This is a genomic window from Collinsella sp. AM42-18AC, assembly GCF_003467965.1.
GTDB lineage: Bacteria > Actinomycetota > Coriobacteriia > Coriobacteriales > Coriobacteriaceae > Collinsella.
Window position 1 is genome coordinate 64741 of sequence record NZ_QSFY01000007.1, and the last position, 25945, is coordinate 90685.

Consider the following 25945-nt stretch of genomic DNA (forward strand, 5'->3'; position numbering starts at 1 on the left):
TTAGTTGAGGTGGATATGGCGGTTGAGTGGAGACGACAGAGGGTGTTTTCTCAGATATTCATGCGTGGGGTCGGTGGAGACGATGGTGGTAAAGATGTTCGCTTTTATTGCTTCGATTTGGTAAATAGTGGACATATGTACCGTATGTAGGCTCACTGTGCGATAATTTGCGTAGCAATGAGTAAGGAGCCTCATATGAGTGATTTTGTCCTGACCTGTGAATCTGCCGCCGACCGAACTCGGGGGTTCTTTGAATCGCGCAATATCCCTGTCGTGTGTTTTCATTACGAGATCGACGATGTTGTCTATACGGACGATCTGTATCAGTCGATTGCGCCGGACGAGTTTTTTGCCCAGATTGCCGCGGGCGCCATGCCCAAGACGTCTCAGGTGAGCGTGGGCGAGTACGAGGAGTTTTGGGAGCCGTTTGTTGCCGAGGGTAAAGACGTGCTGCACGTGACGTTGTCGTCGGGTATTTCGGGCACGTATGGATCGGCCTGCGTTGCGGCGCAGATGCTCGCGGATCGCTATCCCCAGGGCGGCAAGGTGCGCGTCATCGATTCGCTGGCAGCGTCTTCGGGCTTTGGCCTGCTGGCGGAATGTGCCGCCGACGTGCGCGATAGCGGGGCTTCACTCGACGAGACGGCCGCCTGGATTGAGGAGCACAAACTCAACCTGCACCACTGGTTCTTTTCGACCGATCTGTCGAGCTACCTGCGCGGCGGTCGCATTTCGGCTGCGAGCGCGATCATCGGCACGGCGCTTAAGATTTGCCCGCTTATGACGGTCGATTGCGAAGGTGGGCTGTCGCCACGTGAGAAGATTCGCACTAAGAAGCGCGCGATTTCCGAGATGGCTAAGACCATGATGGCACACGTGCAGGACGGTGCGGATTATTCGGGTAAGTGCATCATGTCGCACTCGGCGTGCCGCGAGGATGCCGAGGCGGTTGCGGCGCTGATTGAGGAACAGGTTCCGCAGCTTAAAGGCAAGATTGAGATCAATAACATCGGTACTCTGATTGGCTCGCATACCGGACCCGGTACGGTGGCGCTCTTCTTTATGGGCGACAAGCGCGTGGATTAATTTGCCCCATCACGTCGCTGCATGATTGCTCAAACGAAAACGGCCCGCCTCACGTTTGTGGGGCGGGCCAAGATGTTTTGCTAGCGTTTCTTTCCGCGGAAGAAGAAGCCGTGCAGCGAGGGCTTGAGTCCACGGTTGGCGCGACGCTCCTCGATATGATCGTGGATCGAAGCAACGCGCTCGATGACTTCGTCGGGAATCGGCACGTCGGGATTCATGTTCTCGACCTGACTGACCTCGGCGGCGGCAACCTGGTCGATAATGGGTACATCGTCGTGCGAGATGACGGGCGTGGCGTCTTCCTTCATCTTGCGGTAGCGCTGCATCATGTCGGTCTGCAGCTGCTGGGCCGAAGGCGGCGTCCAAATGATGGCGTTGGCACCGGCGGCGATGGTTTCACGGATGCTCTCGGGCGTCTTGCCGCCCGGTGCGATGAGCGGCAGGTTGGGATAGTGCTCGCGCAGCTCGCGCAGGACCTGTGGCGTGTTCTTGCCGGCCGCGATGTTAAGAATCTTGGCGCCCGCGCGCACCTTTGCGTGAGCATCGTCGTCGCAACGTACGACCGTGGCGATGACGGGGATGTCGGCGATGTTGGTGATGTGCTCGACCATCTCGGCGGTGGCGGGGGAGTTGACCACACAGCCCGCCGCGCCCTGCATCTCGGAGACGGCTGCCATCTGAACGGAGCGCTTGCCGGTGGTGGTGCCACCGCCCACGCCTACGAAGACCGGGCACTCGGCGACGGTCAGCAGCGCCTGCGTAATGGCCGGCTGCGGCGTGAAGGGGTAAACGGCAAAGACGGCATCGGCATTGGAGTTGCGGATGACCGCGACGTCGGTGGTGTAGATGAGCGATTTGATACGACGGCCGAAGAGCGTGAAGCCGCTGGCCTCCTCAATCTCGTCAGGCATGCGAAGGGCCGCCTTGCGCAGGCGCCCGTCGATGGGCAGCGGCTCCATGGGAAGCAGTCCGTTGGGGGTCACGGCTACCTGGGGTTCGGTGAACTCGTCTGCGAGCTCGACCTCGGAGAAATCGACCGAGGCGACAATGTCCTCGTGAACCTCGGCGGGCACATCGATGGGGGCTTGGTCGTTTGCCGCGGCAGGCGTGTCGAAGGAGCTGGTGCCGACGAAGGCGTCGACGCGCTCATTTAGATCGTTGAGGGTATCCATGGAGGCTCGATTCTATGTGATGACGGCCGGCAGGGTGCCGGCAGCGTTGTGCTTGCTAAATCGTTTGACGAGTTGATTTTTCCCCGCCGCGTCCTCCGTTAGACCGAAGGGCGGCGAACGTGAAGGAGCTGTGGTGGCGGGGATCGAGGTGCTATCTTGAAAGTCCCGTTTAAAAGAGAGGTGACGCGGTATGGAATTTTCGGCAATGTTGGGCTCGATTGGCCTATGCGTGGGCGCAATCGTTGCCGCCGCGGTCATCTACTTTGTGGTCACGGCCATTAAGGGCAAAAGGGCCGAACGCAAGGAGCGCGCGATGCTTAAACAGCATCGCGACCAGCAGGACAAACGCGCACGGAGATAGCTTGTTGAGTTTTGGATCCGTACGCTAGCTGCGTTTTCGGATCAGGGCAATGTAGAAGCCCTCAAATTCGCGGCTGGGCGGAATGGTGAGCGTGCCGGGCAGGCCGTTGGCGATGGCCGATACCTGACCCGCGGCAATGGCCTCGGTCAGGGCGTTGGACTCGATGCGCGGCTTCTCGCCAGCTTCCTGGGCGCGGCGTGCCTCACTTTCGCTTGGCGTGCCGTCGAGGGGGATGAGCTCGCAGTCCATATGCTTGTCGAGGGCCTCTTGCAGGGCGTCCTCGTTTTCCTGCGGCAAGATCGAACAAGTCGAATAGACGAGCGTGCCGCCCGGTTTGAGGGCTCCCATGGCGCGGTCCAGAAGTGCTCGCTGCGAGCGGGCGCACTTGCTCAGCAACTGCTCGGTGAGGCCGCGCAGGCTCTTCTCGTTGCCGCTGACGACGGTGCCCGTGCCGGTGCAGGGAGCGTCGAGCAGGATACGGTCAAAGCGGAAGAACTCGTCGAGCTCGCGTGCGTCGATGCGCATGACGGGCACGTTTTTTGCGCCTTGGCGGTGGAGGTTGGCTTCGAGCTTCTCGGCGCGGGGAATGCTCATCTCGCAGGCGGTAAGGTGCGCCTGCCCCTGCGTGAGGGCGGCGATCTGCGTCGTCTTGCCGCCAGGGGCTGCGCACATGTCCAGGATGTCCTCGCCTGCCTGAGCGCCCAGGACCAGCGGCGGCATCATGGACGACAGGCTCTGCAGGTAGATCTTGCCGTCGCGGTAGATGTCGAGATCCCACAGATCGGAAACCTGGGCCTCGGGCAGGATGAAGGCGTCTGGGTACCAGGCGACGGGGTTGTGGGCGATGCCGGCGGCATCGAGCGCCGCAGCGATGTCCTCGGCGGTTGCCTTGAGCGTGTTAGCGCGCAGCGTGACCGGGCGTGTGGCCGCGGCGCCGAAGCCCTCGATCATGAGTTCGGCATCGGCGGGCGCATAGGCGCCGGCGATCGTGTCGACCATAAAGCGCGGCAGGTCGGCGGCGCAGGGAAGGGCGGCAAGCTGGTCGGAAAGCTCGGTGGCGGCAAACTGCCTGAGCTTGAGCTCGGCCTTGACCTGCTTTTTCTGCTTACGACGACGCGGCTTGGACATCCGTCTTTCCTTCCACCGAAATGATTATTCTGGGACGGGGATAAAAAATCATTTAATGATCCCCGTTCCAAAAAGACTACTTTGCGGCGCCCGGGAATGATTTTTTAATCCCCGTCCCAGAATAATCATTTCCGGGCGCGTTGCGGTTGCCTAGTACTGGCTCTCGTGCTTGCTGAAGAAGTCGAAGCGCGGGGGCAGCGGCTTCACGCGGTGCTCGCCGGGCTTCTCGCCCAGGCTCTCCACAAACTCGTCCGTGGAGGCGAAGATGTTATCCCAGCTAAAGAAGGCGACCGGGTCGATGTCGAAGTACTCGCAGATGAGCTCGCAGCCGGCCGGGACGATGCCGTGCATCAGGACGGTCGCCACGCGCAGCTCGGTAAAGGCATCGACCAGGGCCTGCGTCATCGCGGCATTGGCTTGCTCGCCCTCGAGCTTGTTGGCGTCCTTGGAGGCGTCGCTCCAGCGCTTGTTGGCGGCGCGCAGGTAGTCGTCGCACACGGCGAGCGCGTGGTGCGTCTCGAACTTGTACATGGCCCGTTCAAAGGCAAGGGCGGCCTGCTCAGCGGCCTCCACCACGGTGGCCGAGGCGGCGCCGGCGGGAATGCAACCGTTGCGGTACGGGCTCTCGTCGCCTTCCTTGACGGCGACGCCGTAGAAGCAGCTGCGGGCCAGGCGGTTGAAGACGCCGGTCAAAAGGGCGCTCTCCTTAAGGGCGGGGTCGATGACGCGCTTGTCGTCGCAGGCGTGTACCTCGTTGCCGTCCTTGTCCTTGCCGGTCACGCGGGTGTCGTATGCCTTGGGGCTAAAGCTCACCGGCTTTTCGGACAGACCGAGCGACAACCAGTGCGCGCGCATCTGCTCGCAGGTGTAGTGGTTGAGCAGGTCGTCTGCCGGCGGGGGAGGCGTCTGCGAGGACGAGCTTGCCTTTTTGCCCATGTAGAGCAGGTGGTAGCAGGCGCTGACGGTGCTTTGCGTAAGGTTCCAACCCAGGGCCTCCCACATGGCGGTCTGCGCGATGCAGTAGAAGTAGATGTTGTCCTGTCCAATGAACTGGTAGATCTGTGCGTCGTCCGAGCACCACCAGTCGCGCCAGTCGAGCGAGCTGTGCTGGTAGGTGGGCGCGGAGACCTGCGTGGAATCGGCGGCGGGCTCGCCCATGAGGGCGGCGTCCTGGGCGGCGACACCCTCGGTTACGCCGGCGGCACGGGCGTCGCGGGCGAGTACGGTACGCGTGTAGCTGATGGGCGCCCACAGGCTCTCGGGCCAGCACCAGCAGGTGACGTCGGTTACGCCGTCGACCTCGGGCACCGGAACGCCCCAGTCGATGTTGCCGGTGATGCGGAAGGGCACGAGCGCCTTGCCGCTGCGGAAGCGCACGCCGCCGTTGGCGAGCACCGCGTGGGCGTCGTCGCGCTCCTTCCAGCTGGGGAAGGTGACGGTAAAGCTGCTCTTGTTGCCCTCGGGCTCCAGCACGGTGTGCTCGGGAAGCTGGTCCTCGACGGCATTGAAGGCCTCGCGGAACTTGTTCTGGATGTAGAGCTGAGCCGGCAGCAGCCACTCCTCCATGGTCTTGGAGACCACAGAGCGAACCTGCGGGTTCTGGGCGAGCTTGGCGGTGTAGGCCTTCATAAAGTCGAGGTAGGCCGGCAGGTCGAAGTAGAGGTTGTCGACCGGGCGCAGCTCGGGCACCTCGCCGGTGAGCTGGCTCTTGGGCGCGATGAGCTCCTCGGGCTCAAACTGGTGGCCCAGGTCGCACTCGTCGGCATAAGCCTTCTCGGACTTGCAGCCCTGGATGGGGCAGCGGCCGATCACCTGGCGGCCATTGAGGAACGTGCCGGCCTTGGCGTCGTAGAACTGCAGTGTGGAGCGCTTGGAGATGGTGCCCTGCTCGTGCAGGCGCTTGATAATCTCGGCGGTAACCTCGTTGTGAATCTGCGCAGCCGGCTCAAGGCCCGAGCCGCCGTAAATGTCGCAGCTGATGTTGTAGTTTTTGAGGGTCGCGGCCTGGCGGGAGTGATTGGACTCGACATACTCGCCGATGGACTTATCGTAGCCTTCGTTTTCCTTGAGCTTGCGGTAGCTCTCCATGATGGGCGAGCCGTAGCAGTCGGTGCCCGAGGTGAAGATGACGTTTTCGCGGCCCAGGCGGTCGCGCAGGAAGCGGGCGAAGAAGTCGGCCGGGACAAAGACGCCGCCAACGTGGCCAAAGTGAAGGCCCTTGTTGCCGTAGGGCTCGCCGGCGGTAACGATGGCGCGGCGAGGCCAGCTGGGACGGTCGTTCATGGAGTATTTGGATGCCATGGGACTCCTTCGCATATTGTAAGAGCGCAGCCGGGCGCAAGGCCTGGCGACGCGGTGGTCAATTCGTGCATATCGTTCGACATTATCGCACATGCGGACGGGTACGTGGCAGGGGCGCTATCCTAAGATGCTATGAATGAGATTTCCAACATACATGCGTTTGAGGACGAGGATTTTCTGCACGCCTGCTTTGTGTGGGGGATGGTCGTAGTCGGCGTGTTTGCCGTGTGCCTGGTGCCGGTGTTTATGCTGCTGGGCGGGCCTGCAGACTTGGATGCGGCTGACGCGGGCGGCTGGATGGCTGTCGTGGGCTGGATAGTCGGCTTGGCTGCGGTCTCAATGGCGTCGTTTGCCGTGCACGAGCTGGTGCATGCGGTGTTTTTTAAGCTGCTGGCGCCTGCGGGCGCGCATGTGACCTTTGGCGCGAATCGTGAGACGGCGATGATCTATGCCTGCGCCGAGGGCGTTGTGTATTCGCGCCGGCGGTACATGGCGGTTTGCCTGGCGCCGACGGTTGTTTTGACGGTGGCGTTTGCCCTGGGGTTTGCGTTCTCGGGCTATCCGCTGCTGTGCTACCTGGCGGCTGGTCTGCACTTGTCGGGCTGCGTGGGCGATTGGTATTACGTGCGGACCATCCTGCGCGACCGCCGCATTGTCGCCTGCGAGGATACGTCCTTTGGCGTGCGCTTTTTCGGGTGAGGAGATGTTGATGAGGCCGTTGTTGTTGCACGCTTGCTGTGCGCCGTGCTCACTTGAGCCGGTTCGCTTGCTGCGCGAAGAGGGGTTTGAACCCACGATTTGCTGGACCAACCCCAATATTCAGCCGCGCGATGAATGGCAGCGCCGCTTGGACGAGCTACGCCGGTGGTGTGCCGATGGCGACATCGAGCTCATCGAAGCGGGGGAGGACCGCGAGCGCTGGGAGGCCGGCGTGGCCCCGCTGGGCGCCGATCGACCCCGTCGCTGTCGCGCGTGCTATGCCCTGCGCCTGGCCGAGGCATGCCGTGCGGCCCAGGAACGCGGGTTTGAATATGTGGGCACGACGCTCGCCGTCTCGCCGTATCAGCTGTTCGACACGTGTAATGATGTGCTTGAGCGCTTGGCCGCCGCCCGCGGGCTCACCCCGGTGATTCGCGATTTTCGTCCGTACTACCCCGAGGCTACGCGCCGCTCACGCGAGCTGGGCATGTATCGGCAGAACTATTGCGGCTGCCGTTTCTCGGCGGTCGAGGCGGCCATGGATCGCGCCCGCATCCGCGACGAGCGCAAAGCGTCCAAAAAGTAGTTCTTTTGGGCTGGGACTTTGAGCTGTCTGCGCGGTACGGTCGTTTTTGGGAAAGTCGATTTAATTAAGCGTGTGATCGTGGCTCGCTTGATACCAAACGACGACTCCTATGATTCTAATCCTCCGTTTGTTAAACATCAGATCCGGACTTGCTGTTGCATATGAATGGGACGACAGCACAATCATGTCGTTTCCTTCTGCAAATCGCCTAATTACCGGTGTTTTACCGTCTGCGAGCGCCAATACAGCACAGCCGTTCCAGGGCTTTGCGGTGGTATCGACAAGTAGTAAGCTGCCGGGAGGGTAAATGCGGGACATTTCGTCGCCTTTGATTTTAACGAAAACGCTATGTGGGTGACGTTTGGCTACGTCTACAGGCGCGCAAGCATTTTGTTGGCCGTGCGTGATGCGGCGCTTTTGCGATTCGATATCGATGACGGGAAATGCGCCCTCCATTTCGTGGATAGCAGGGTCTTCGTCGGTGACGATTCTTTTATTTGCGAGCTTTACGGCCAAACCGTTTTCCTCGCCAACAAGTTCATCGCGGGTGCAACCGAAGAGCGCTTGTAACTTTTCAATATAGCGCTCACGGGGGGCATACCGACTTTTTTCCCAACGACAAACGGTCTCTTTAGATACCCCCAACATCTCTGCAAGTTGCGCCTGACCAAGATGCTCCATGGTGCGGAGTTTACGAATATTTGCCCCGAAGCCCATGGCTATAGATCCTCTCGCCACAGAGGGAGGCATAGACAGTTTGTGCCACCATAGCCTTTGGTGAGCTCGTCAATGGATAGCGGGAATAATTCCATTCCTGCTTTCTCAAGCGCTTCGTTGGTCCAAACGTTTTCTTCATATACGCATAGTTTTCCTGGCGAGAGCGCAAGGATAGACGTTGCGTTGTTCCGGCGTTCTCTTTCGTAGGCGGTTTGATTCCCGCCTCCGCAGTCAATTACTTTTATTGGTTCGCAACAGGCTGCAGAGAGTATTTCCGGAATCGTGCGATCGATAGGAGTGATCGTAAGGCCCCTTCCGGATCGTTTTAGTTGAATGCTGTATGCATCAACGGCATTGCATATCTCACGATCGATGAGGAACGCGTCGTGATCAATTCTACTTATGAACGTATCGAGGTGGATACGCAGCCCGTCAGAGGGGACTCGAATCGCAATTAGCTCGGTGGTCTGGAATTTATTTGAGGTCAGGAGCTCTTTGGCAAGTGACTCGACGGCGGCGGGTTCAGTTCGGTCAGAGATTCCAACTAATATTGTCTTAGCACTGATAACAATAATGTCTCCGCCTTCGATATGGTAACTACTCCTGTTCAAATCACATACTGGAGTTTCTCCCATGATCTTGTGGTGGGTGAATATCTGCCGGTATAAGGCGACCTCACGATCACGCTCAGGCCAATACATATGATTTAGGATGATGCCGTCTCCGACTACCACAGCAGGATCACGAGTGAAAAAAAGCGTGTTGAGGGGATTGACCAAGAGCGAGGCGGGATCAAATTGCTCGTGCACGAGCGCCCGTAGTGTTTCCGACTGGTTTGAACATAGCTCAGTGTCTCCAAAGCGAATGCCGTTAAGTACTATATTCACCAATTCCTGGGTGTTCTTAGCGTTCTCAAACAACTGGGTTATTGTCTCGAGGAACTCTCTACCTGTTGCCCCGCTGCAACGGAGGTAGTCATCAATAAAATATTTAAGTGATTGGGGCTCAGTTTCAAGTGAGTCTTCGAGAAGGTCCCTAATTTCAATGGTTTCTACGCCATGCTTCTCAAGCAATTGAACCATGGAATCGTGCTCATACATTGCTTTGTCGAGGTCAAAACGACCGCTCCATTTTCGCAGGGAGAAAACTTGGCTGAAGTCGGCATCAGGGTAGTTTTGTGTTTCAGCTCCTGGTCGATGGACAAGTACGGCTTTTAAATGACCGATTTCATTTGTTACGTGTATGCCTTGCATGTCTGTCTCCTGTCCTGCTGGTTTTTATATAAGGCTAAGGCAGGTTCCTTGTTGTGTTGCGGAAAAGTTAAAAGACGTATGTAATTGACAAATAACATCAATTTTAATAATCAGATTGATTAATAACGTCACTTTAGCTGCCGTTCATAGGTGAAAAGCGACACGATGGCGATGGTTGGCCGACCACCGCTGAGCAACCTCATACATTTATGGTGCCAGCTGGATAGATGGGAAAAGGAATGAAGGAGGAGATATGGCAGCGGAAAGTTCGAAAGGCATCAAGCAGTTCAAGGTCCCGCACGTATATGCGATCATCTTTGCACTTATGGTCATCTTCGCTGTTCTCACGTGGATTGTTCCCTCTGGGTCCTATCAGCGTCAGGAGGTGAACGGTCGTGAAGTCACTGTCGCAGGTACGTATGAGCAGAGTGAAAAGACATATATTGACGAGGAAACCGGGGATGAAGTAGATCTCAGACAAGGCGTCTTCGATGTTCTTCAGGCTCCAACGCGCGGTATACAAGAGGCAATTGAGGTCGTTGCATTCATCTTGATTGTGGGCGGTTCGTTTCAGGTTATTACTAAAACGGGCGCTATCACGAGCGGAATGGGTCGTGTCGTTCGCCGCTTTAAGAACAAAGACATTCTAATTATTCCTATTGCGATGGTTCTCTTTGCATTGGGCGGAACGAGCTTTGGCATGGCGGAAGAAACTCTCCCGTTCTTTGCGATCTTCATGCCAATTATGATGGCTATGGGCTTCGACTCGATGACGGCGTTCATGGTCGTGTTCGTTGGAGCGCGCACGGGTTACATCGCCTCAACGATTAATCCGTTTAATGTTCTCATTGCGCAAGGTATTCTTGGTATTCAGGGCAACCCCCAGCTGTGGCTGCGTATGATTGCCTGGGTTGTTTTGACCGCCGTTGCAATTACTTGGGTTGTCCTCTATGCACGAAGGGTAAAGAAGAACCCTGAGTCATCGATCACATTTGAGGATGATATCGCCAAGAAAGTCGAGTTCGCTGCCGATGAATCTGCCCTTGATGCGGAATTTACGGGTCGTCAAAAAGGCGTGCTTGCGGTATTTATCGCTGGAATGTGTCTTATCATCTGGGGACTTGTGACCCAGGGCTGGTATATGAACGAGATTTCTGCGGTCTTTTTGGCCATGGGCCTGTTGGCTGGTGTTATTGCGGGCTTTAGTCAGGACGTCATCGCTCAGGAATTTGTTGCGGGTATCGCTGACTTTGCTTTCTCGGCAATTGTCGTTGGACTTGCGCGTGGCATCCTTGTCATTGCCTCTGACGGCATGATCATCGATACCATCCTCAATGCGCTCGCCACTGGTCTGGGCGGCATCCCGGCGGTTCTCTTTACTACGCTTCTTTATGCGGTTGAGAACCTCCTGGCGATTCTGGTTCCCAGCTCATCTGGCCTTGCAGCACTGACCGCTCCCATTTTTGGACCTTTGACCGAACTCATGGGCCTTAATCCCGAGGCTGCCGTGTGGGCTCTCTCCATGGGTAGCGCGACGATGTCTTTGATCTGTCCTACTAGCGCCATTCTTGTAGCGGGTTTGGGCGTGTGCAAGATCAAGCTTGGCCAGTGGTGGAAGACCGTTTGGAAATTCTTCTTGGTCGTGTCGCTCATCAATATCGTATTCGTAGCAATCTCGGGACTTATTGCCCTGTAGGTTTCATAGCTGAAATGGAGTAACAGGAATGTCTAAAGGACTGAATGTACACAGCGAGATTGGTAAGCTCAAGAAAGTTGTGCTTCACCGCCCCGGTCGTGACCTTGTGAACGTAAAGGCAGAAGAGTTCGAGGATGTCTGGATTCACGACTGTTTCTATCTTGATGTGGCTCAAAAGGAGCATGATGCCTTTGCGGATCTTCTGAGGAGCGAAGGTGTTGAGGTTCTCTATATGGAGAAACTCGTTGCTGAAGCGCTGGATGCATGCCCCTCGGCTCGCGCTGAGTTTACCGATACATTTATGGCTGAGAGCGGGATTGTCAATCCTATGCTTGAGCAGGCTGTTCGTGAAAAGCTCGACGCTATTTCAGATTCGTATCAGTTTGTACTTGAGGCTATGGGGGGGTATCGTTATCGTGACCTTGAGCTGCCTCGCGTTTCGACTACGCTTAGTATGATGGATAATGAGGATGCGAAGCCCGATGATTTGGTGTTGAAGCCTCTTCCGAGTTCATATTTCTCTCGCGATCCTCTTGCTTCCGTGGGCAAAGGCGTTCTGCTTCACCATATGTATTGGAAACAGCGAGATCGTGAAGTGCCCTTCTATGAAGCGATTTTCAAATATCATCCCGATTATGCAGGGACTCCGATTTGGTACGACCATAAGAATCCCTGGCATATCGAGGGCGGTGATGTGCTTAACATTAACGCTCATACCTTGGCTATTGGAATTAGCCAGCGAACTGAGGCGGCTGCGATTGAGGAGCTTGCAAAGAATTTGTTCTGGGGATCTGGGAATTCTGAGATCGATACCGTTTACGCTATTAAAATCCCCAACGGCTATGCTTACATGCATCTTGACACCGTTTGCACCATGGTGGATTTCGATAAGTTCACAGTTTATCCCGGTATTTTTGAGACCCTTCGTGTTTATCGTCTGACTCGTGGTGACTCTGAGGGAATGGTCGCTGTTCAAGAGATTGATGACACGCTTGAACATATTCTTGAAATGGCTACTGGCGTGGAGAAGGTGCAGCTTATTGAGTGCGGTGCCGGCGATATGGTTGAGGCATCTCGCGAGCAGTGGAACGACGGGTCGAACACTCTTGCCGTTGCTCCTGGTAAAGTCTGTGTTTACGAGCGCAATGTTGTCACAAATGATGAGCTCTACAAGAACGGTTTGGAACTTTTGGTCGTTCCCTCCGAGGAACTGTCCCGCGGTCGTGGCGGCCCGCGCTGCATGAGCATGCCCTTCTGGCGCGAAGATATTTAGTTGCAAATCCACTGTGATAGGAGATGGCGAATATGGGTGTTAATATCGCTGGGCGCAGTTTTCTGAAGCTGCTTGATTACACGACGGAAGAGATTGAGTATCTGCTTGAGCTTTCTGCTAACTTCAAAAGCATGAAGCGTGCCGGTGTTCCGCATAAATACCTTGAAGGCAAGAATATTGTTTTGCTATTTGAGAAGACTTCCACGCGTACTCGCTGCGCCTTCGAAGTTGGTGCACTTGACCTTGGTATGGGCGTAACTTATTTGGATCCGGGCTCGTCCCAGATGGGCAAAAAGGAGTCGATTGAGGACACGGCTCGCGTCCTTGGCCGCATGTATGACGGAATTGAATACCGCGGCTTTGAACAGGCGAAGGTTGAGGAGCTTGCTGCAAAAGCTGGGGTTCCCGTTTGGAATGGGCTGACTACTGAATTTCACCCGACTCAAGTGCTTGCCGATATTCTGACCATGCGTGAAGAGTTTGGAGAGATTAAGGGCAGGAAACTTACATTTTTTGGTAAGGCGGCCGGAAACGTCGCCGATTCGCTCATGGTCATTTGCGCTAAGCTCGGAATTAACTACTGTTCTTGCGGCCCAATCGGGGGAAATTCGGAGGGGGCTACATCCTATGATCCTGAACTCCTTGCAGAATGTAGTCGTATTGCGGCCGAGCATGGATCGACGATTACCATTACAGAAGATATTGAGGAAGGCGCTCGTGATGCCGATGTAATTTACACGGATGTTTGGGTTGGCATGGGTCAGCCCGCAGAGCTGTGGGAAAGCCGCATTAAGCTCATGTCGCCGTATCGTGTGACCGCTGAGGTGATGTCTATGGCAAAGCCCGAGGCGATTTTCCTCCACTGCCTTCCGAGCTTCCACGATACTAATACTACTGTTGGTGCCGAAATTGCTGAGAAGTTTGGAGTTGTCGAAATGGAAGTCACGGACGAGGTTTTTGAGTCCGATAAGTCTCGTGTTTTCCAAGAAGCGGAGAATCGCATGCATACGATTAAGGCGGTGATGTACGCAACGCTTAAGTAGCGGGGCGTTGAGAAATCAGTCGCAAATCTGTTTGCCATACTATATTTCTCTCAACAAGCTGATAGGATACAGGGGAGAATGATGCGCGCGTCAGTCGATTTTTTCGACTGACGCGCTTTGTGAAAGAGGCAAAGATGCGTACCGATGATTTTGACTATAACCTGCCCGAAGAGCTCATCGCCCAGGCGCCTGCCGAGCCGCGCGACTCCTGCCGCCTGCTGGTGGTTGATCGCAAAGGCTCCGAGACAGGAACGCCGCTAGAGCATGGCGGCACCGTCGAGCACCGCATCTTCCGTGACATCATCGACTATATCGAGCCGGGCGACGTGCTCGTCATCAACCAGACGCGCGTGATGCCGGCTCGCCTGATTGGCCGCAAGACGGGCTCGGGCGGCGTGGTCGAGACGCTGCTGCTCAAGCGCCGCGAGGATGTTGACCCGCTGGGTCACGTCTGGGAGTGCCTGGTCAAGCCGGGCAAGCGCCTGAAGCCCGGTGCTCAGATTGAGTATCGTGCGGGCGGCGCCCATGCGCCCGAGGGGGCTCCCGTGGTGCTGACGGCCGAGGTCGTCGACTTTGTCACCGATAGTCGCGGTGGCCGCCTGGTGCGCTTTGAGCCGGCCGGTTGCAATGCCGCCGGCGACCCGCGCACGCTCGACGAGGCCATCCATGCTGCCGGCCACGCGCCGCTGCCGCCCTACATTACCGATTACGAGGGCGATCCCGAGAAGTACCAGACCGTCTACGCCATGAAGGAGGAGCACTCGGCTGCCGCTCCTACGGCGGGTCTGCATTTTACTCCTGAGCTCATGGCCGCTATCGAGGCCAAGGGTGCCAAGTTTGCCGCCGTCGAGCTCGAGGTGGGTATCGATACCTTCCGCTTGGTGGAGGAGGACGACCCTACGCAGCACGTCATGCACACCGAGCGCTACCACGTGTCGCAGGAGGTTGTCGACGCCGTGCATAAGGCCAAGGCCGAGGGCCATCGTGTGATCGCCGTCGGCACTACCGCGGTGCGCTCGCTCGAGAGCGCGTTTGACACGGACGCGCCGGTGTCCGATCCGGCTGTGACGGCGCGCTATTTTGAGGGCCGTGAGGACGGCGCCGACACGCTCGGCCGCGGTGACATCGTGGTGCGCGAGAACGCCACGACGCAGCTTTACCTCATGCCCGGCTCGACCTATCACGTGGTCGATGCGCTGATCACGAACTTCCATGTGCCGCGCTCCACGCTCATGATGCTCGTGAGCGCGCTTGCCACCCGCGACCAGATCATGGATGCCTACGCCGCTGCCATCGAGGAACGTTACCGCTTCTTCAGCTTTGGTGACGCCATGCTCATCCTTTAGGTTACGGCGTTTTACAAACGCCGTAACCGGCCGACGCTGCAAACGCCCCTAAGCGGCAATCTGACGTTCAATCGTCGGGCATGACCAGAAGGTCAATGCCCTCCTCTTTCACGTCACCTTGCTCGCTTAGGGGCGTTTTCGCTGACATTGCCAAGACATCGACGTTGCCTTGGTTCGGACTAGTCGTTTGGGGCACTCATTGGGGACGTACTTAAATGAGTACCTGTGGAATGAGAGTGGATAATCTCCCGTTTTTGGCCCGTCTGCGGGCTCAAAGTGGGAGATTATCCACTCTCGCCATTTGATTGGCACCTGGGGACGTTCCTTCTGGCAGTTGGGGACGTTCCTTTTGTGCCGGCACTTGGGGACACTCCTTGGACTAGTCGTTGGGGACGTTCTTGTTTGACTAGTCGTTTAAGAACGTCCCCAATGACTACTTGCTTGTGAAGAGCCAGATGAGGACGATCGCGAGGACTACGGCGACAATGCAGACGATGGCGCCGGTGAATTTGATGCGTGAGTCGCGGGTACGCTCGCGCACCGCGTCCTCGGTGGCCTCGAGCTGGGCGACTTCTCGCTCGGTCTCGGCGTGTTCGGCTTTGTCTCGGGCCAAGGATCCTGCAAGCGACTCAGTGATTTCTGGGTGGTCGTGCACCTCGGTCGCCTGTTCGATGATCGACTGCGCATGCGCGACGTCCGCCTGGGCATCGGCGATGGCCTGCTCCTGCTTTCGACGTGCCTTGTCCTCGGCGGCGATCTTCTCGCGCAGTTCGCGCTGGCGCGTCGCGGCGGCAGTTTTTGCGGACTGCAGCTCGTCGCGCGCGGCATCTGCCTCAGCCGTTACGGCCTGGTGCGCACGTTTAGCGTCGGCGATGGGGGCCTGTGCCTGCTCGACGGCCTGCTCGGCTGCGGCAAGCGAGTGCTCAAGGTCGGCGGTGATGCGCGGGACATCTTCTTCGGCTTTACGCAGGGCATCTGCCGTGTCGGAGATCTGCATCGAGAGCTCGCTGGTGCGCACCGTATAGTTGGCGGGATTTGCCGAGGGATTGCGTTGCAGCTCGGCATACTCATGACGCAGCGTCTCGAGCTGGGCGCGCGTGGCGTCGACGGTTTGTTGTGCGGCCGCAATGCCGGCGTCTCGCTCGGCCTTCACCTTGTCGCGGATGCGCTTGGAATCCTCAAGACGTCGAACGAGGCGGTTGCCGGTCTCGCGCGAGCTCGCCTCGCGGGCCTCCACGGCGTCGAGCGCGGCCTTCAAGCGGAGTTCAGTCGCGTCATCCTCTGTCTTCATTTGTTCGAGCTGGCCCTTGAGCTCTGTCGCCTTGGCGGCGTGGGCATCACGGTCAATCTCAGCGGCCGCTGCAGTCTTTTGGGCCGTGGCAATCGCCTGGCGCTGGTCGGCGACGATCTGGTCGTAGCGGCCTGCGATATCCTGGCGCGTCTCGAGTTCCTCGGCCTGATCGGCAATGCGCTGCTCAAGTTCGGCCAGGTGGGCGCGGGCATCGGCAAGTGCCTTTTTCGCGGCGTTCATCTCGCGCATGGCCGAGGCACCCTGGGCGATAAAGGTGCCCACGGCGTTGGCGGTGTTCGAGACAGCGGTCCCCAGATCGTGGCTCGCGGCGGGGGAGTGCGGGGCGGTCGGGCGAGCGGTGTCGGCAGCGTCCGCATCGGCAGCCTGCGGCGCGGCGATATTGCCGGTACCGCCCTCGACCACAGAAAAGCCTGCTGCGTGCGGATCGACCGCATCGGCGCCAATCGTGGGGTGCTCGAGCTGCAGAAACGAGGGCATGGCGCTGCCCTGGTCGGCAACCGGAGTCTCGCCGGGCACAAAGGTCGAGGCCGCCTCGGCGGCCTCCTCTTCCTCGGCATCCACGTCGGCGTCGGCCACGGCGTCTTTCATCGCTTTGACGGCATCCATCATGGAGTCCATGACGGCGTCGAGCTCTTCTTCCGAAGACACCTCGATGGGGCCCGCTGCCTGTACCGCGGGCTTCGCATCGGGCTCGGCGCCACCCGGTTCCGACTGCTTGCCTTCGCCTTGCTCGACAGTATCATCTGCGTCTGTGGCCTTATCTGCGGTGGCGTGCACATCTTCGTCGGATGCATCGGCTGATACATTCGCGGGCGCATCGGCGCAGGTAGGAGTGTCGCAGCCGTCGATGACGTCTGCGGAATCATCAATATGCTGTTGAGTCTGGGGGTCCAGCTCGTCTGTCATAGGCATGTGCTCCTCATCGTTGTTCGTCACCCTATGATAAAGTCTCGCGCCGACATCCCACGCGCTGCAGCAAAGTTTCAAAACGTGTTCGATGACTCGTTTGGCTGACAAAAATTCGGTCTCTTTATCCGGTTCGTGCTTGACATCCCCTTCGCCGAATAACGTTGTGCCGTTCGCCTGCTGCGGTCTTTATTTTTCACTTGAACACGTTAAAGTTGCATTTCAGCTTTTGGCGCGTGAATTTGGGTGCGCGCAGTCGGCGGGCGTGCCCGTCGTGATTTGAAAGGACTTTCTTATGGGACTTTTCACTGGCAAGACCGTGATTATCACCGGCGGCGGCAAGGCTACGCTTAAGGACGGCTCCGCTGGCTCCATCGGCTACGGCATCGATATCGCTTTTGCCAAGGAGGGCGCAAACCTCGTCATTACCGGCCGCAACGTCGCCAAGCTCGAGGCTGCCAAGGAGTCTCTCGAGGCCGAGTACGGCGTTAAGGTTCTGCCTGTTCAGGCCGATGTCTCGGCTGGTCAGGACAACGAAGCCGTCGTCCAGAACGTCATCGACAAGGCCATCGAGGAGTTCGGCCGTATCGACGCCGTCGTCAACAACGCTCAGGCCAGCGCTTCGGGCGTGACGATCGCCGATCACACCATGGACCAGTTCAACCTCGCCATTTACTCCGGTCTGTATGCTACTTACCTATACATGCAGAAGGCCTATCCGCACCTGAAGGAGACCAAGGGCTCCGTGGTCAACTTTGCCTCGGGCGCCGGCCTGTTTGGCAACTATGGCCAGTGCAGCTATGCTGCCGCCAAGGAGGGCATCCGCGGCCTGACCCGCGTTGCCGCCAACGAGTGGGGCAAGGACGGCATCAACGTCAATATCGTTTGCCCGCTTGCCTGGACTGCTGCGCTCGAGAACTTCCAGGATGCCTATCCCGAGGCGTTCAAGGCCAACGTCCACATGCCGCCGGCGGGTCACTACGGCGACGTCGAGAAGGAAATCGGCCGCGTGGTCGTTCAACTCTGCGGTCCCGACTTTAAGTACATGAACGGCGAGACCGTCACCCTCGAGGGCGGCATGGGCCAGCGTCCTTAGGGGTTCCGCCGTTCTACCGAACGGCGGACCGGCCGACGCTGCGCGGGCCGCATTTGGACAATCTGCCGTTCAATTTCAAGGGCGCGACCAGAAGGTCAGCGCCCTTTCATTTCACGGCACCTTGTCTCAAATGCGATCCGCTCGCTGACTTATGCTCAACCTGCGGCGCCATTTTGCTTGAAGGCACCTTGCTCACTTTGGCGGGTTTTCGCTGGATGTAGTCGTCGGGGACGTTCTTAAATGACTAGTCGAAGGGGACGCTCTTGCCGGCACTTGGGGACAGTTCCTGAGTGCCGGCAGATTGGGGCACTCCTTTGTCAGGTTAACCTGAAGACTGTCCCCGATGACTAGTCGTTTAAGAACGTCCCCGACGGCTAGTCGTTTAATGCGCCAGTTTCTGTCGAGTCGGTGCTCTTTGCGGGTTGCCCGTATAATGGTTTGCGTATGAACCGCAACCAAGGAGTTCCAGTTTATGGACCAGAACCTTTTTAAATTCGACCTGATCGCCGAGGACCCGACGACGCATGCGCGTGCCGGCGTGCTGCATACCCCGCACGGCGATATCGAGACGCCGATCTTTATGCCCGTGGGCACCAAGGCAAACGTCAAGGGCATCCCTACCGAGACCGTCAAGCAGCTCGGTGCCCAGATCGTGCTTGCCAACACCTATCACCTGTCCATGCGTCCCGGCGAGGACACCATCGCCGAGCTGGGCGGCCTGCATAAGTTTATGAACTGGCACGGCCCCATCCTCACCGATTCAGGCGGCTTCCAGGTGTTCAGCCACAACGACGCCGTCAAGCTCACCGACGAGGGCGTGCGCTTTATCGTCAACGACTACGATGGCCGCCACGTGTTCTGGACGCCCGAGGACAACATGGAAATCGCCATGAAGCTCGGCTCCGACATCTGCATGCAGCTCGACCAGTGCCCGGGCTATCCCGCCACGCGCGCCTACGTTGAGCGCGCCGTTGAACTGTCGAGCATGTGGGCAGAGCGCTGCTATAAGGCTCATACCCGCGATGACCAGGCGCTCTTTGGCATCGTCCAGGGCGGTATGCACCTGGACCTGCGCCTGCGCTCGCTGCGCCATCTGGAGGAGTGCGGCGACTTCCCGGGCTACGGCATCGGCGGCTACTCGGTGGGCGAGGACCACGAGACCATGTTCGAGACGCTGGCACCGCTCGCGAGCGAGTACATGCCCAAGCACAAGCCGCGCTACCTGATGGGTGTCGGCAACCCCACCACGCTCGTGCGCGGCGTGGGTGTGGGCATCGACATGTTCGACTGCGTGCTGCCGACGCGCACCGGCCGCATGGGCACGGCATTCTCTAGCGAGGGTCGCCTCAACTCCCGCAACGCTCGCTTTGCGCACGACGACGGCCCCATCGATCCCACCTGCACCTGCCCGGTGTGCACGGGCGGTTACAGCCGTGCGCTCATCCGTCACATGGTCACGCAGAAGGAGATGCTCGGCGGCATTCTGCTGTCGATGCACAACATCTACTACCTGCTCAACCTTATGCAGCGTGCTCGCCAGGCCATTATCGAGGGCCGCTATGGCGCATTCGTGAGCGACTGGATGAACAGCCCTGCGGCGGTGGATTACTAAGAGTCGCGACCGCTGACCGATGCCTTGCAAGCGCATGATGCATCGTGGGTACCATACCGAATAGTTGATGTTCGGGCGGGTGTTTGACGCATGGCGTCGACCTCGCCCGTTTCTTTTTTCGATAGGAGTATCCCATGATTAAGAATGAGAACGTCGAGGGCGAGCCGGCCTACGACGAGACGTACCGACGCGGTCCCGTGGTTATGCGCGGCCCCATGATTCCTAAGGACAACACCTACGCCAACCTGCTGGCGCCCGAGGACTCGACCGACTGGCTGCATGCCGATCCGTGGCGCGTGCTGCGTATTCAGGCCGAGTTTGTCGACGGCTTTGGCGCGCTTGCCGAGCTCGGACCCGCGGTGACCATCTTCGGTAGCGCCCGCACGCCCAAGACCGATCCGCTCTACAAGGCGGCGCGTACCGTCGGGCGCAAGATTGCCCAGCGCGGCGTGGCGGTCATCACCGGTGGCGGCCCCGGCATCATGGAAGCGGCCAACAGGGGAGCGGCGAGTGTCAACGGCAAGTCAGTTGGCCTGGGTATCGAGCTTCCGCACGAGCACGGGCTCAACAAATACGTGAACCTGGGCATGGATTTCCGCTACTTCTTTGTGCGTAAGACCATGTTCGTCAAATACAGCTCGGGTGCCATCGTGTTTCCCGGAGGTTTTGGTACGCTCGACGAGATGTTCGAGGTGCTCACGCTGGTGCAGACACACAAGGTCAAGCGCATGCCGCTCGTGCTGGTGGGCAGCGAGTACTGGCAGGGCCTGTTCGACTGGCTCAACGGTCCGGTGATGGACGCCGGTATGATTAGCCCGCTCGATCCGGAGCTCGTGCACATCACCGACGACCTCGACGAGGCCGTCGACATTACCCTGAGCGGGCTGATGTAGGGCGAGCGTTCCTGCCCTTATGGTAATTTGAATGGCAGTCTGATGCTAAGTAACATCAGGCTGCTATCTATATTGGGTATACTGATGCAAAAGACGAGGGCGAGGAGGTCGCATATGTCTACTGCAACGGTTAAGCCTACGACGGTTCGCATCGAAGAGGGGCTCAAGGAGCAGGCGACTGAGTTTTTGGATTCGGTTGGTCTGAGTCTCAATTCGTATCTCAATCTTGCTGTTCGGCAGCTTGTGAATCAGCGGAAGATTCCGTTTGAGATTGTGGGTCGATCCGAAGTTCCCAACGAAGTGACGAGGCGCGCCATGGTGATTGCCGAGGCTCACGAGTTGGGGATTCTGCCAGACGACAGCCCGGCGTTCGACAATGCGGAAAATCTGATGTCGTTCCTCGATGAGGACTAGCGATGTTTGAGATTAAGGTCGAGGCTCAGTTTAAGGCGGACTACAAACGAACGATGCGCATTCATCCGCAGCTAAAATCCGAGTTTAGGGCGGCGGTCGCAGAGCTGGCGGCTCACGGCTCGCTTCCTGCGGAATATGGCGCCCACGAGCTCTCAAACCCAGGCGGCAATTACAACGGCCACATCGACTTTCATCTATCCGATGGCTTGGTCGATGTGGTCGTTCTCTATCTGCCGCATAAGACTAATCCGGTGATCCGGCTGGTGAGAATGGGCTCGCATGAGGAGCTGTTCCAGGGTCCGCAGGGCTGATTGCCCACTTATGACTCGCGGTGGTATAGGGATTGATTCGCGGCCGATTGGCTAAAACAGCCCCTATTCCACCGTAACTGTTGGAGACGTCCCGTTCGTGGCTGCGACCTCCAGTTCTCCTCTTCGCTGGATTTCGCTTAAAAGCTCGGCTGCAACTTCGCTGCTTTTGAAACGGATGCTGCAGTCCTCTTTCTTAGGAAAGGCCAGTAACGGAATAGTTCCGTACCAGACGGTTTCCTCGTCAATTACTGACGCGCACAGGCGCCCTTCGGCTTTGATGGAATAGTCGACGTTCATCTCGGTAAAAATCGCTTTCACGTCATTGTGCGGAGTCGGGGCAATTGAAATCTCAAGGGCAATCCCACGGGCGGCGGCGCCTGTGAGTACGGCAGTGAGCTTTGCGAGGCATGCAGCGGATGCGTAGGGCGCGGCAATAAAAATGCTTTTCGTTGCGCGCACGATGTCATCCGCTAAGGCCTCCACGGCCCTTGCCGGCCTAACGAGGATGTTTTGATCGGCCCGTTTGTTGTCATTTGCTGCAAAGACTTCATACCCCAGCTTGGCGTAGGTCTTGAGTCTCTTCTGGTACATGTGTGCGAGCATGGGTATCGACAAATCAACATAGTCGAATATCTCAACCCGCTGCTTGCCCTCGTGACTTCTATGTAGCCTGCCTGCCTGCTGCGTCATGCTGCCGTCCCAAGATATCGGTGTGGCAATGAGCAGAGTGTCAAGGTAAGACAGGTCGAAACCCTCGCCCAGAAGGCCTTCGGTTGCGATGATAATTCGATGCTCATGCTCGAAGCCGGGAAGGCTGTTCAGTATTGCCTTTCTTTCTTTGGCGTCGATTTCTCCGGTTAAGAGTATAGGTTCGTGTCCGCGGCTTTGAAGCAGCCTACATAGCTCTTCGGCATGTTTTTTCCTTTTGGATAGCACAAGCGGATGTCGACCGTTTGACGCGGTCTCGAGGGCATCGTCGACAATTGCTTCGTTTCTCGCTGTGTGCGCACACAGGAGATCGAGAACTTGATTAAAGGACGCCCCTGGTTCGTAGGCGGGTAGTCGAACTCCGGTAAAACGCGGCCTAACAACGCGCTGAATTCCCTGTTGGATTGCTTGCGTTTTTGGATCAATGACATGGCGAAGCGGGCCGCAGAGCATTGAGAGTGCTCGCGTGAGTCCGTCCGAGCGTTCGGGCGTCGCGGAAAGGCCGTATACATATTTGGCTGGAGCGGATTTGAGGACGAGCTCAAGCTGTGGTGCGGCTGCATGGTGACATTCATCACAGATGATGAGGCCGTAATCACGAACGAACTCCTTGGCTATTGGTTCTCCGGTCTGGGGGTCCTTGCTGGACAGAGACTGGAATGAAGCAATGTCGATGAGATGGCTTATGGTGGTTTTGCCTCCTCCGATTTGGCCAATGAGCGGAGGCTGCCTTTTACTGATTCGTCCTTTTGGGGTTCGAACTGGCTTTCTGTTATCCGTAATGTCGATAAACCGTTCGAGCTGGGATTTCCATTGGGCAATGAGCGCAGTCTTGGGAACGATGACAAGCGTTGGAAGACCGATGGCAGCAATAAGATAGGCTCCAATGACGGTTTTCCCGAAACCCGTCGGCGCGGACATGATCCCGTCTTCACAGTTGAGCATCTGTTCGGCGGCAATTTGCTGTTCAGGGCGAAGAGCCCCTTTAAATGTCATCACAATTGGATTGCCCGACATGCGCTTGTCTGAATAGTGAGCAGAAGCGCCGGCTTCTTGAAGCAGCCGCTCGAGTTGTGCTTTACAGCCTCTGGGAATCGCAACGCAGCCATCTCTAAGTTCGCTGAGGTCTATGTACCGCGGTTTGCCGAATACCGATTGGTGCATTGATTGGGCACGGAAGAATTCCGGGTTGGCAAATGTTGCAAGCCTGCGAACCTCCATCTGGGCGGCCGGGCTCAGAGATTTTTCGGTTATGTAGAGCATATCGGCTTGCGTGACGGGTAGCGATGACGGGAAGTCCTGCGGCGCGAGCGGAAGCCGCTTTCGCGGCCTCTGAGAATGTGGCGCGGCGGTGTTTCCCGCCACTGCAGCTGATATTCCATGCGGTTTATTGTCGATGCTTTCGATCAGATTTTGCGCCGTTGCATGTGGAATCAGCTGAATTTGCGAAAGGTAAAGCCATTGATCGGGAAAGGGCTCAAATTGCTCGTCAACAAATACACTGTTCCCTTTTCGCTGCGCTTTTCCTTGAAAAGGCAGTGCTATGAGATTTCCGAAGCCGCCCTCAGGAATGGTGGACTGCGCGGGCAGCATCCGGTCAAAAGCTTCAAAGGTGATTGTCTTGTTGAGCGCCGCCGCTTCGGTGATAAGGCTGCTTCCAAATTCTCGTGCGATCTTTGCGCTGGTGAGCTCTAGGAAGAAAAACCAGACATGTGCGCCGTTACCTGATCTCGATCGCTCGACTGCAGCATCGATTCCATGGTTTTTTGCGACAAGCCGAATGGCGTTTGTCGCTTCTTTCCAATCGGATCCGTCAAAGTCGATGACCAGGACTTTTGTGTTGCTGTCACTATTGAGAACGTATTGACCTATGACGTCTCGGAGCCTGTCGTCGTTGCCTTTGAAATGGGCGATGATCGTGGCATCGCTCAGCTCGGGGAAGATGCGGTTGCCGCATTCCGCGCATTTGGTTTTCTGACGATTTAGTTTGGGGCAAATGCCTGCCTTCCACTCATTTGCGCAGGCTGGTGTATAGCCGATTCCCCCGTCTTTTCTGCGGTACCCATGAGCGTAAACATCTTTGCGGCCAGTAAAGAGATTGCGAAAGAGTTCCAATTTGTCGCGCGCTGTGCTCGCACTGGTGACGATTCCCTCGACCTGTGCCCGTCTATCGAAAGATTCGCCAGCTTTCTCCCATTCTTCCAGTGTTGCGTAACGGATGTCTGGACCGTTGCCGCAGATGACGATTTGGCTGTGCGGCTCCGATACATGGGCGACGGTTTTCTTGAATTGGAATAGCGTGCCCCCGATGAGGGCGTATTGATGCGTGACGGTGCTCATGTAAATGCCGTTCTTGTCGGAGTTCATTGAAATGAGGGTACGTTATTTTGATTTTTAAGGGACTCGACTCTGATTTTGGTTCGGCGATAGCGGAGTACACCTCCGTGAGTGGTGTTTGGCTGGTGTCAAAATGTGCGGTAGCTGTTGCTGAATGGGTTTTGGCGGCCATGAGGTGGGCTGGAGGCGCAGGAAACTATCCTCGAATAGACCCTGTGGGCAAAAAATGGTAAATATGAGTACTGTGGTTTGAGCAGTAACATATCATCTGGAAAGTATTTAAGACCAATCGATTCGGATTGGATAGAATCAACCCTCTAAATATGACGATTCGGGACTTTATGACGCTCGGAATTGACAGAAGATGGCAAATTCAGCCAGATTGCGCTGTTACTAAACTGGTAACAGTACTCATATTTGCCATTTTTTGCCCAGAGGGTATCGCAAGGGGGTTGGACAAAGCATCGATCGCCGCCAATTTCTCGATTGGCTGGTTGGGCGGCAATGAAGTTGCGGCGTAATGGGAAGCGTTTCGCGGCCTTTTGGCTAAAACGGCCCCTTTTCCGCCGCGACTCCTAAAAAGACGCCGGCGCGCCTTGAGTTGCGGCGCGTCGGCGTGATGGCTTTGTTGTGGCTGGGTGTACTTCGGTTGTTCGACGGCTTTGGCATGTCCGATCTTGCCAGGCAAGCCTTGTTACCGTTTAACGTTTGCCCAGATAAAACCTGCCAAAATAAACCTGTCCCTAATTGGCAGGTTGGTAGCGGGGGCAGTAGCTGATGGCGATGGCATCGACGCCTACGTGGGTGGCGATGGTGCAGCCGATGGGGCCAGTGCCGGCGTCTACGTAGTCCTGGCCCGCGAGCGCCTCGTTGACAAGTTCCTGCTCCTCGGCGGCGCCGGTCGTGAGCACGCGCACGCTTGAGCTCGGGTGCTCGTCCAAAAACGCGAGGCAATCTGCCATGGTGTTGGCGACGATGCGCTTGGCGCCGCGGCCCTTTTTGATTGCCTTGATCTCGCCCGACTGCCACTCCGGCGAAACGGCCAGGCGAATGTTGAGCATCTGCGTCAGCTGGCCGGCGAGCTTGGGGGCGCGGCCGTTTTTGACCAGGTTCTCGAGCGTTCGGGGAATCAGCAGCAGATGGGCGTCGGGCAACGTCGCGCGGATCTGCGCCTCGGTCTCGTCCAAGCTGCGGCCGTCCTTGCGCATGGCAAGCGCGTACTCCACCAGCAGACCCTCGGCGCCCGAGCCGGTGCGCGAATCGATGCAGCGCACGTCGAGCTCGTGGGTCTCGGCGACCAGGCATGCGTTGGAATAGCAGGCGGACCACTCGCTGCACAGCGAGATAAAGATGGCGCTGTCGTGGCCATCGGCGCGCACGCGGTCAAACAGCGCCTTGAACTCGCCGGCGCTCGGCTGCGAGGTGTGCGGCAGCTGCTCAGAGCCGGCCATGCGCGCGACGTATTCCTCGGCAGTAATCTGCACCTGGTCGAGCAGGTCCTCGCCCTCGATAATCACATGCAGCGGAATCACGTAAATACCGAGCTCTTGGGCGCGGGCGGGGGAGATGTCCGACGTGGAGTCGGTTATGATGGCAAAAGACATAATTGCACCTTTCGATGGGGCGCCACGGCGCCGCCGATTGAGAGCAAAGTGCGACAAGTATAGTGGAGTTGCTCTACATTGCTAGGTTCAA

21 protein-coding genes are annotated in these 25945 nt (G+C 57.5%); 13 read left to right on the plus strand and 8 right to left on the minus strand.

Annotated features, from left to right (window positions below; genetic code table 11):
• Positions 1-195 precede the first annotated feature (195 nt).
• Positions 196-1086: a DegV family protein gene (locus tag DW913_RS05455; RefSeq protein WP_117797837.1), complete on the plus strand. Its 891-nt coding sequence runs from the start codon at positions 196-198 to the stop codon at positions 1084-1086.
• An 80-nt stretch (positions 1087-1166) separates the two neighbouring features.
• Here the strand turns inward: DW913_RS05455 and DW913_RS05460 are convergent, their stop codons facing one another.
• A complete protein-coding gene (locus DW913_RS05460; protein WP_117583993.1) occupies positions 1167-2258 on the minus strand; it encodes a hypothetical protein in 1092 nt (363 codons plus the stop codon).
• Between the two features lie 190 nt (positions 2259-2448).
• Between DW913_RS05460 and DW913_RS10030 the strand changes: the two genes are divergently transcribed.
• A complete protein-coding gene (locus DW913_RS10030) occupies positions 2449-2619 on the plus strand; it encodes a hypothetical protein (protein ID WP_158550943.1) in 171 nt (56 codons plus the stop codon).
• Positions 2620-2643: 24 nt separating this feature from the next.
• On the opposite strand, the gene DW913_RS05465 is transcribed toward DW913_RS10030, so the two are convergent.
• Both DW913_RS05465 and DW913_RS05470 read right to left on the minus strand, forming a co-directional pair.
• Entirely contained in the window at positions 2644-3747 is a 1104-nt protein-coding gene (locus tag DW913_RS05465; RefSeq protein ID WP_117797838.1) for an RsmB/NOP family class I SAM-dependent RNA methyltransferase, read from the minus strand.
• A 150-nt stretch (positions 3748-3897) separates the two neighbouring features.
• Positions 3898-6048: a methionine--tRNA ligase gene (locus DW913_RS05470; protein ID WP_117797839.1), complete on the minus strand. Its 2151-nt coding sequence runs from the start codon at positions 6046-6048 to the stop codon at positions 3898-3900.
• A 132-nt stretch (positions 6049-6180) separates the two neighbouring features.
• Between DW913_RS05470 and DW913_RS05475 the strand changes: the two genes are divergently transcribed.
• Entirely contained in the window at positions 6181-6747 is a 567-nt protein-coding gene (locus DW913_RS05475; protein WP_117797840.1) for a DUF3267 domain-containing protein, read from the plus strand.
• A gap of 10 nt (positions 6748-6757) precedes the next feature.
• Positions 6758-7333, plus strand: coding sequence for an epoxyqueuosine reductase QueH (locus DW913_RS05480; protein WP_117797841.1), 576 nt, complete (start codon positions 6758-6760; stop codon positions 7331-7333).
• Positions 7334-7393: 60 nt separating this feature from the next.
• On the opposite strand, the gene DW913_RS05485 is transcribed toward DW913_RS05480, so the two are convergent.
• A complete protein-coding gene (locus DW913_RS05485) occupies positions 7394-8050 on the minus strand; it encodes an XRE family transcriptional regulator (protein ID WP_158566112.1) in 657 nt (218 codons plus the stop codon).
• Positions 8051-8052: 2 nt separating this feature from the next.
• Positions 8053-9303: an arginine deiminase family protein gene (locus DW913_RS05490; RefSeq protein WP_117797842.1), complete on the minus strand. Its 1251-nt coding sequence runs from the start codon at positions 9301-9303 to the stop codon at positions 8053-8055.
• A gap of 253 nt (positions 9304-9556) precedes the next feature.
• Here DW913_RS05490 and DW913_RS05495 point away from each other — a divergent pair, with 253 nt between their 5' ends.
• The 4 genes from DW913_RS05495 to queA all read left to right on the plus strand — a co-directional run bounded on the left by DW913_RS05495 (position 9557) and on the right by queA (position 14661).
• Positions 9557-10999 carry a YfcC family protein gene (locus DW913_RS05495; protein WP_035137320.1) on the plus strand — a complete coding sequence of 481 codons (1443 nt, stop codon included), beginning with the start codon at positions 9557-9559 and terminating at the stop codon, positions 10997-10999.
• Positions 11000-11027: 28 nt separating this feature from the next.
• Positions 11028-12272 carry an arginine deiminase gene (locus DW913_RS05500; protein WP_035137319.1) on the plus strand — a complete coding sequence of 415 codons (1245 nt, stop codon included), beginning with the start codon at positions 11028-11030 and terminating at the stop codon, positions 12270-12272.
• Positions 12273-12304: 32 nt separating this feature from the next.
• Complete coding sequence (gene argF, locus DW913_RS05505) at positions 12305-13315, plus strand: ornithine carbamoyltransferase (RefSeq protein ID WP_117797843.1); 1011 nt, start codon at positions 12305-12307, stop codon at positions 13313-13315.
• A gap of 134 nt (positions 13316-13449) precedes the next feature.
• Entirely contained in the window at positions 13450-14661 is a 1212-nt protein-coding gene (queA, locus tag DW913_RS05510) for a tRNA preQ1(34) S-adenosylmethionine ribosyltransferase-isomerase QueA (protein ID WP_117797844.1), read from the plus strand.
• A gap of 433 nt (positions 14662-15094) precedes the next feature.
• On the opposite strand, the gene DW913_RS05515 is transcribed toward queA, so the two are convergent.
• On the minus strand, positions 15095-16879 hold the full coding sequence (locus tag DW913_RS05515; RefSeq protein WP_117797845.1) for a hypothetical protein: 1785 nt from the start codon (positions 16877-16879) through the stop codon (positions 15095-15097).
• A 295-nt stretch (positions 16880-17174) separates the two neighbouring features.
• Between DW913_RS05515 and DW913_RS05520 the strand changes: the two genes are divergently transcribed.
• The 5 genes from DW913_RS05520 (at position 17175) to DW913_RS05540 (ending at position 21205) form a co-directional block, all read left to right on the plus strand.
• On the plus strand, positions 17175-17975 hold the full coding sequence (locus DW913_RS05520) for an SDR family NAD(P)-dependent oxidoreductase (protein ID WP_117797846.1): 801 nt from the start codon (positions 17175-17177) through the stop codon (positions 17973-17975).
• Positions 17976-18447: 472 nt separating this feature from the next.
• Positions 18448-19587: a tRNA guanosine(34) transglycosylase Tgt gene (tgt, locus tag DW913_RS05525; RefSeq protein ID WP_117797847.1), complete on the plus strand. Its 1140-nt coding sequence runs from the start codon at positions 18448-18450 to the stop codon at positions 19585-19587.
• Between the two features lie 134 nt (positions 19588-19721).
• Positions 19722-20480, plus strand: coding sequence for a TIGR00730 family Rossman fold protein (locus tag DW913_RS05530; protein ID WP_117797848.1), 759 nt, complete (start codon positions 19722-19724; stop codon positions 20478-20480).
• Positions 20481-20594: 114 nt separating this feature from the next.
• On the plus strand, positions 20595-20894 hold the full coding sequence (locus DW913_RS05535; protein ID WP_233542006.1) for a type II toxin-antitoxin system RelB/DinJ family antitoxin: 300 nt from the start codon (positions 20595-20597) through the stop codon (positions 20892-20894).
• A gap of 2 nt (positions 20895-20896) precedes the next feature.
• A complete protein-coding gene (locus DW913_RS05540) occupies positions 20897-21205 on the plus strand; it encodes a type II toxin-antitoxin system YafQ family toxin (RefSeq protein WP_117797849.1) in 309 nt (102 codons plus the stop codon).
• A 63-nt stretch (positions 21206-21268) separates the two neighbouring features.
• On the opposite strand, the gene DW913_RS05545 is transcribed toward DW913_RS05540, so the two are convergent.
• Together DW913_RS05545 and DW913_RS05550 are read right to left on the minus strand one after the other, a co-directional pair.
• Positions 21269-24253 (minus strand): DEAD/DEAH box helicase family protein, encoded by a 2985-nt coding sequence (locus DW913_RS05545; protein ID WP_158566198.1) that lies wholly within the window; start codon positions 24251-24253, stop codon positions 21269-21271.
• 740 nt (positions 24254-24993) lie between these two features.
• Entirely contained in the window at positions 24994-25854 is an 861-nt protein-coding gene (locus DW913_RS05550) for a DegV family protein (protein ID WP_117797851.1), read from the minus strand.
• Positions 25855-25945 lie beyond the last annotated feature (91 nt).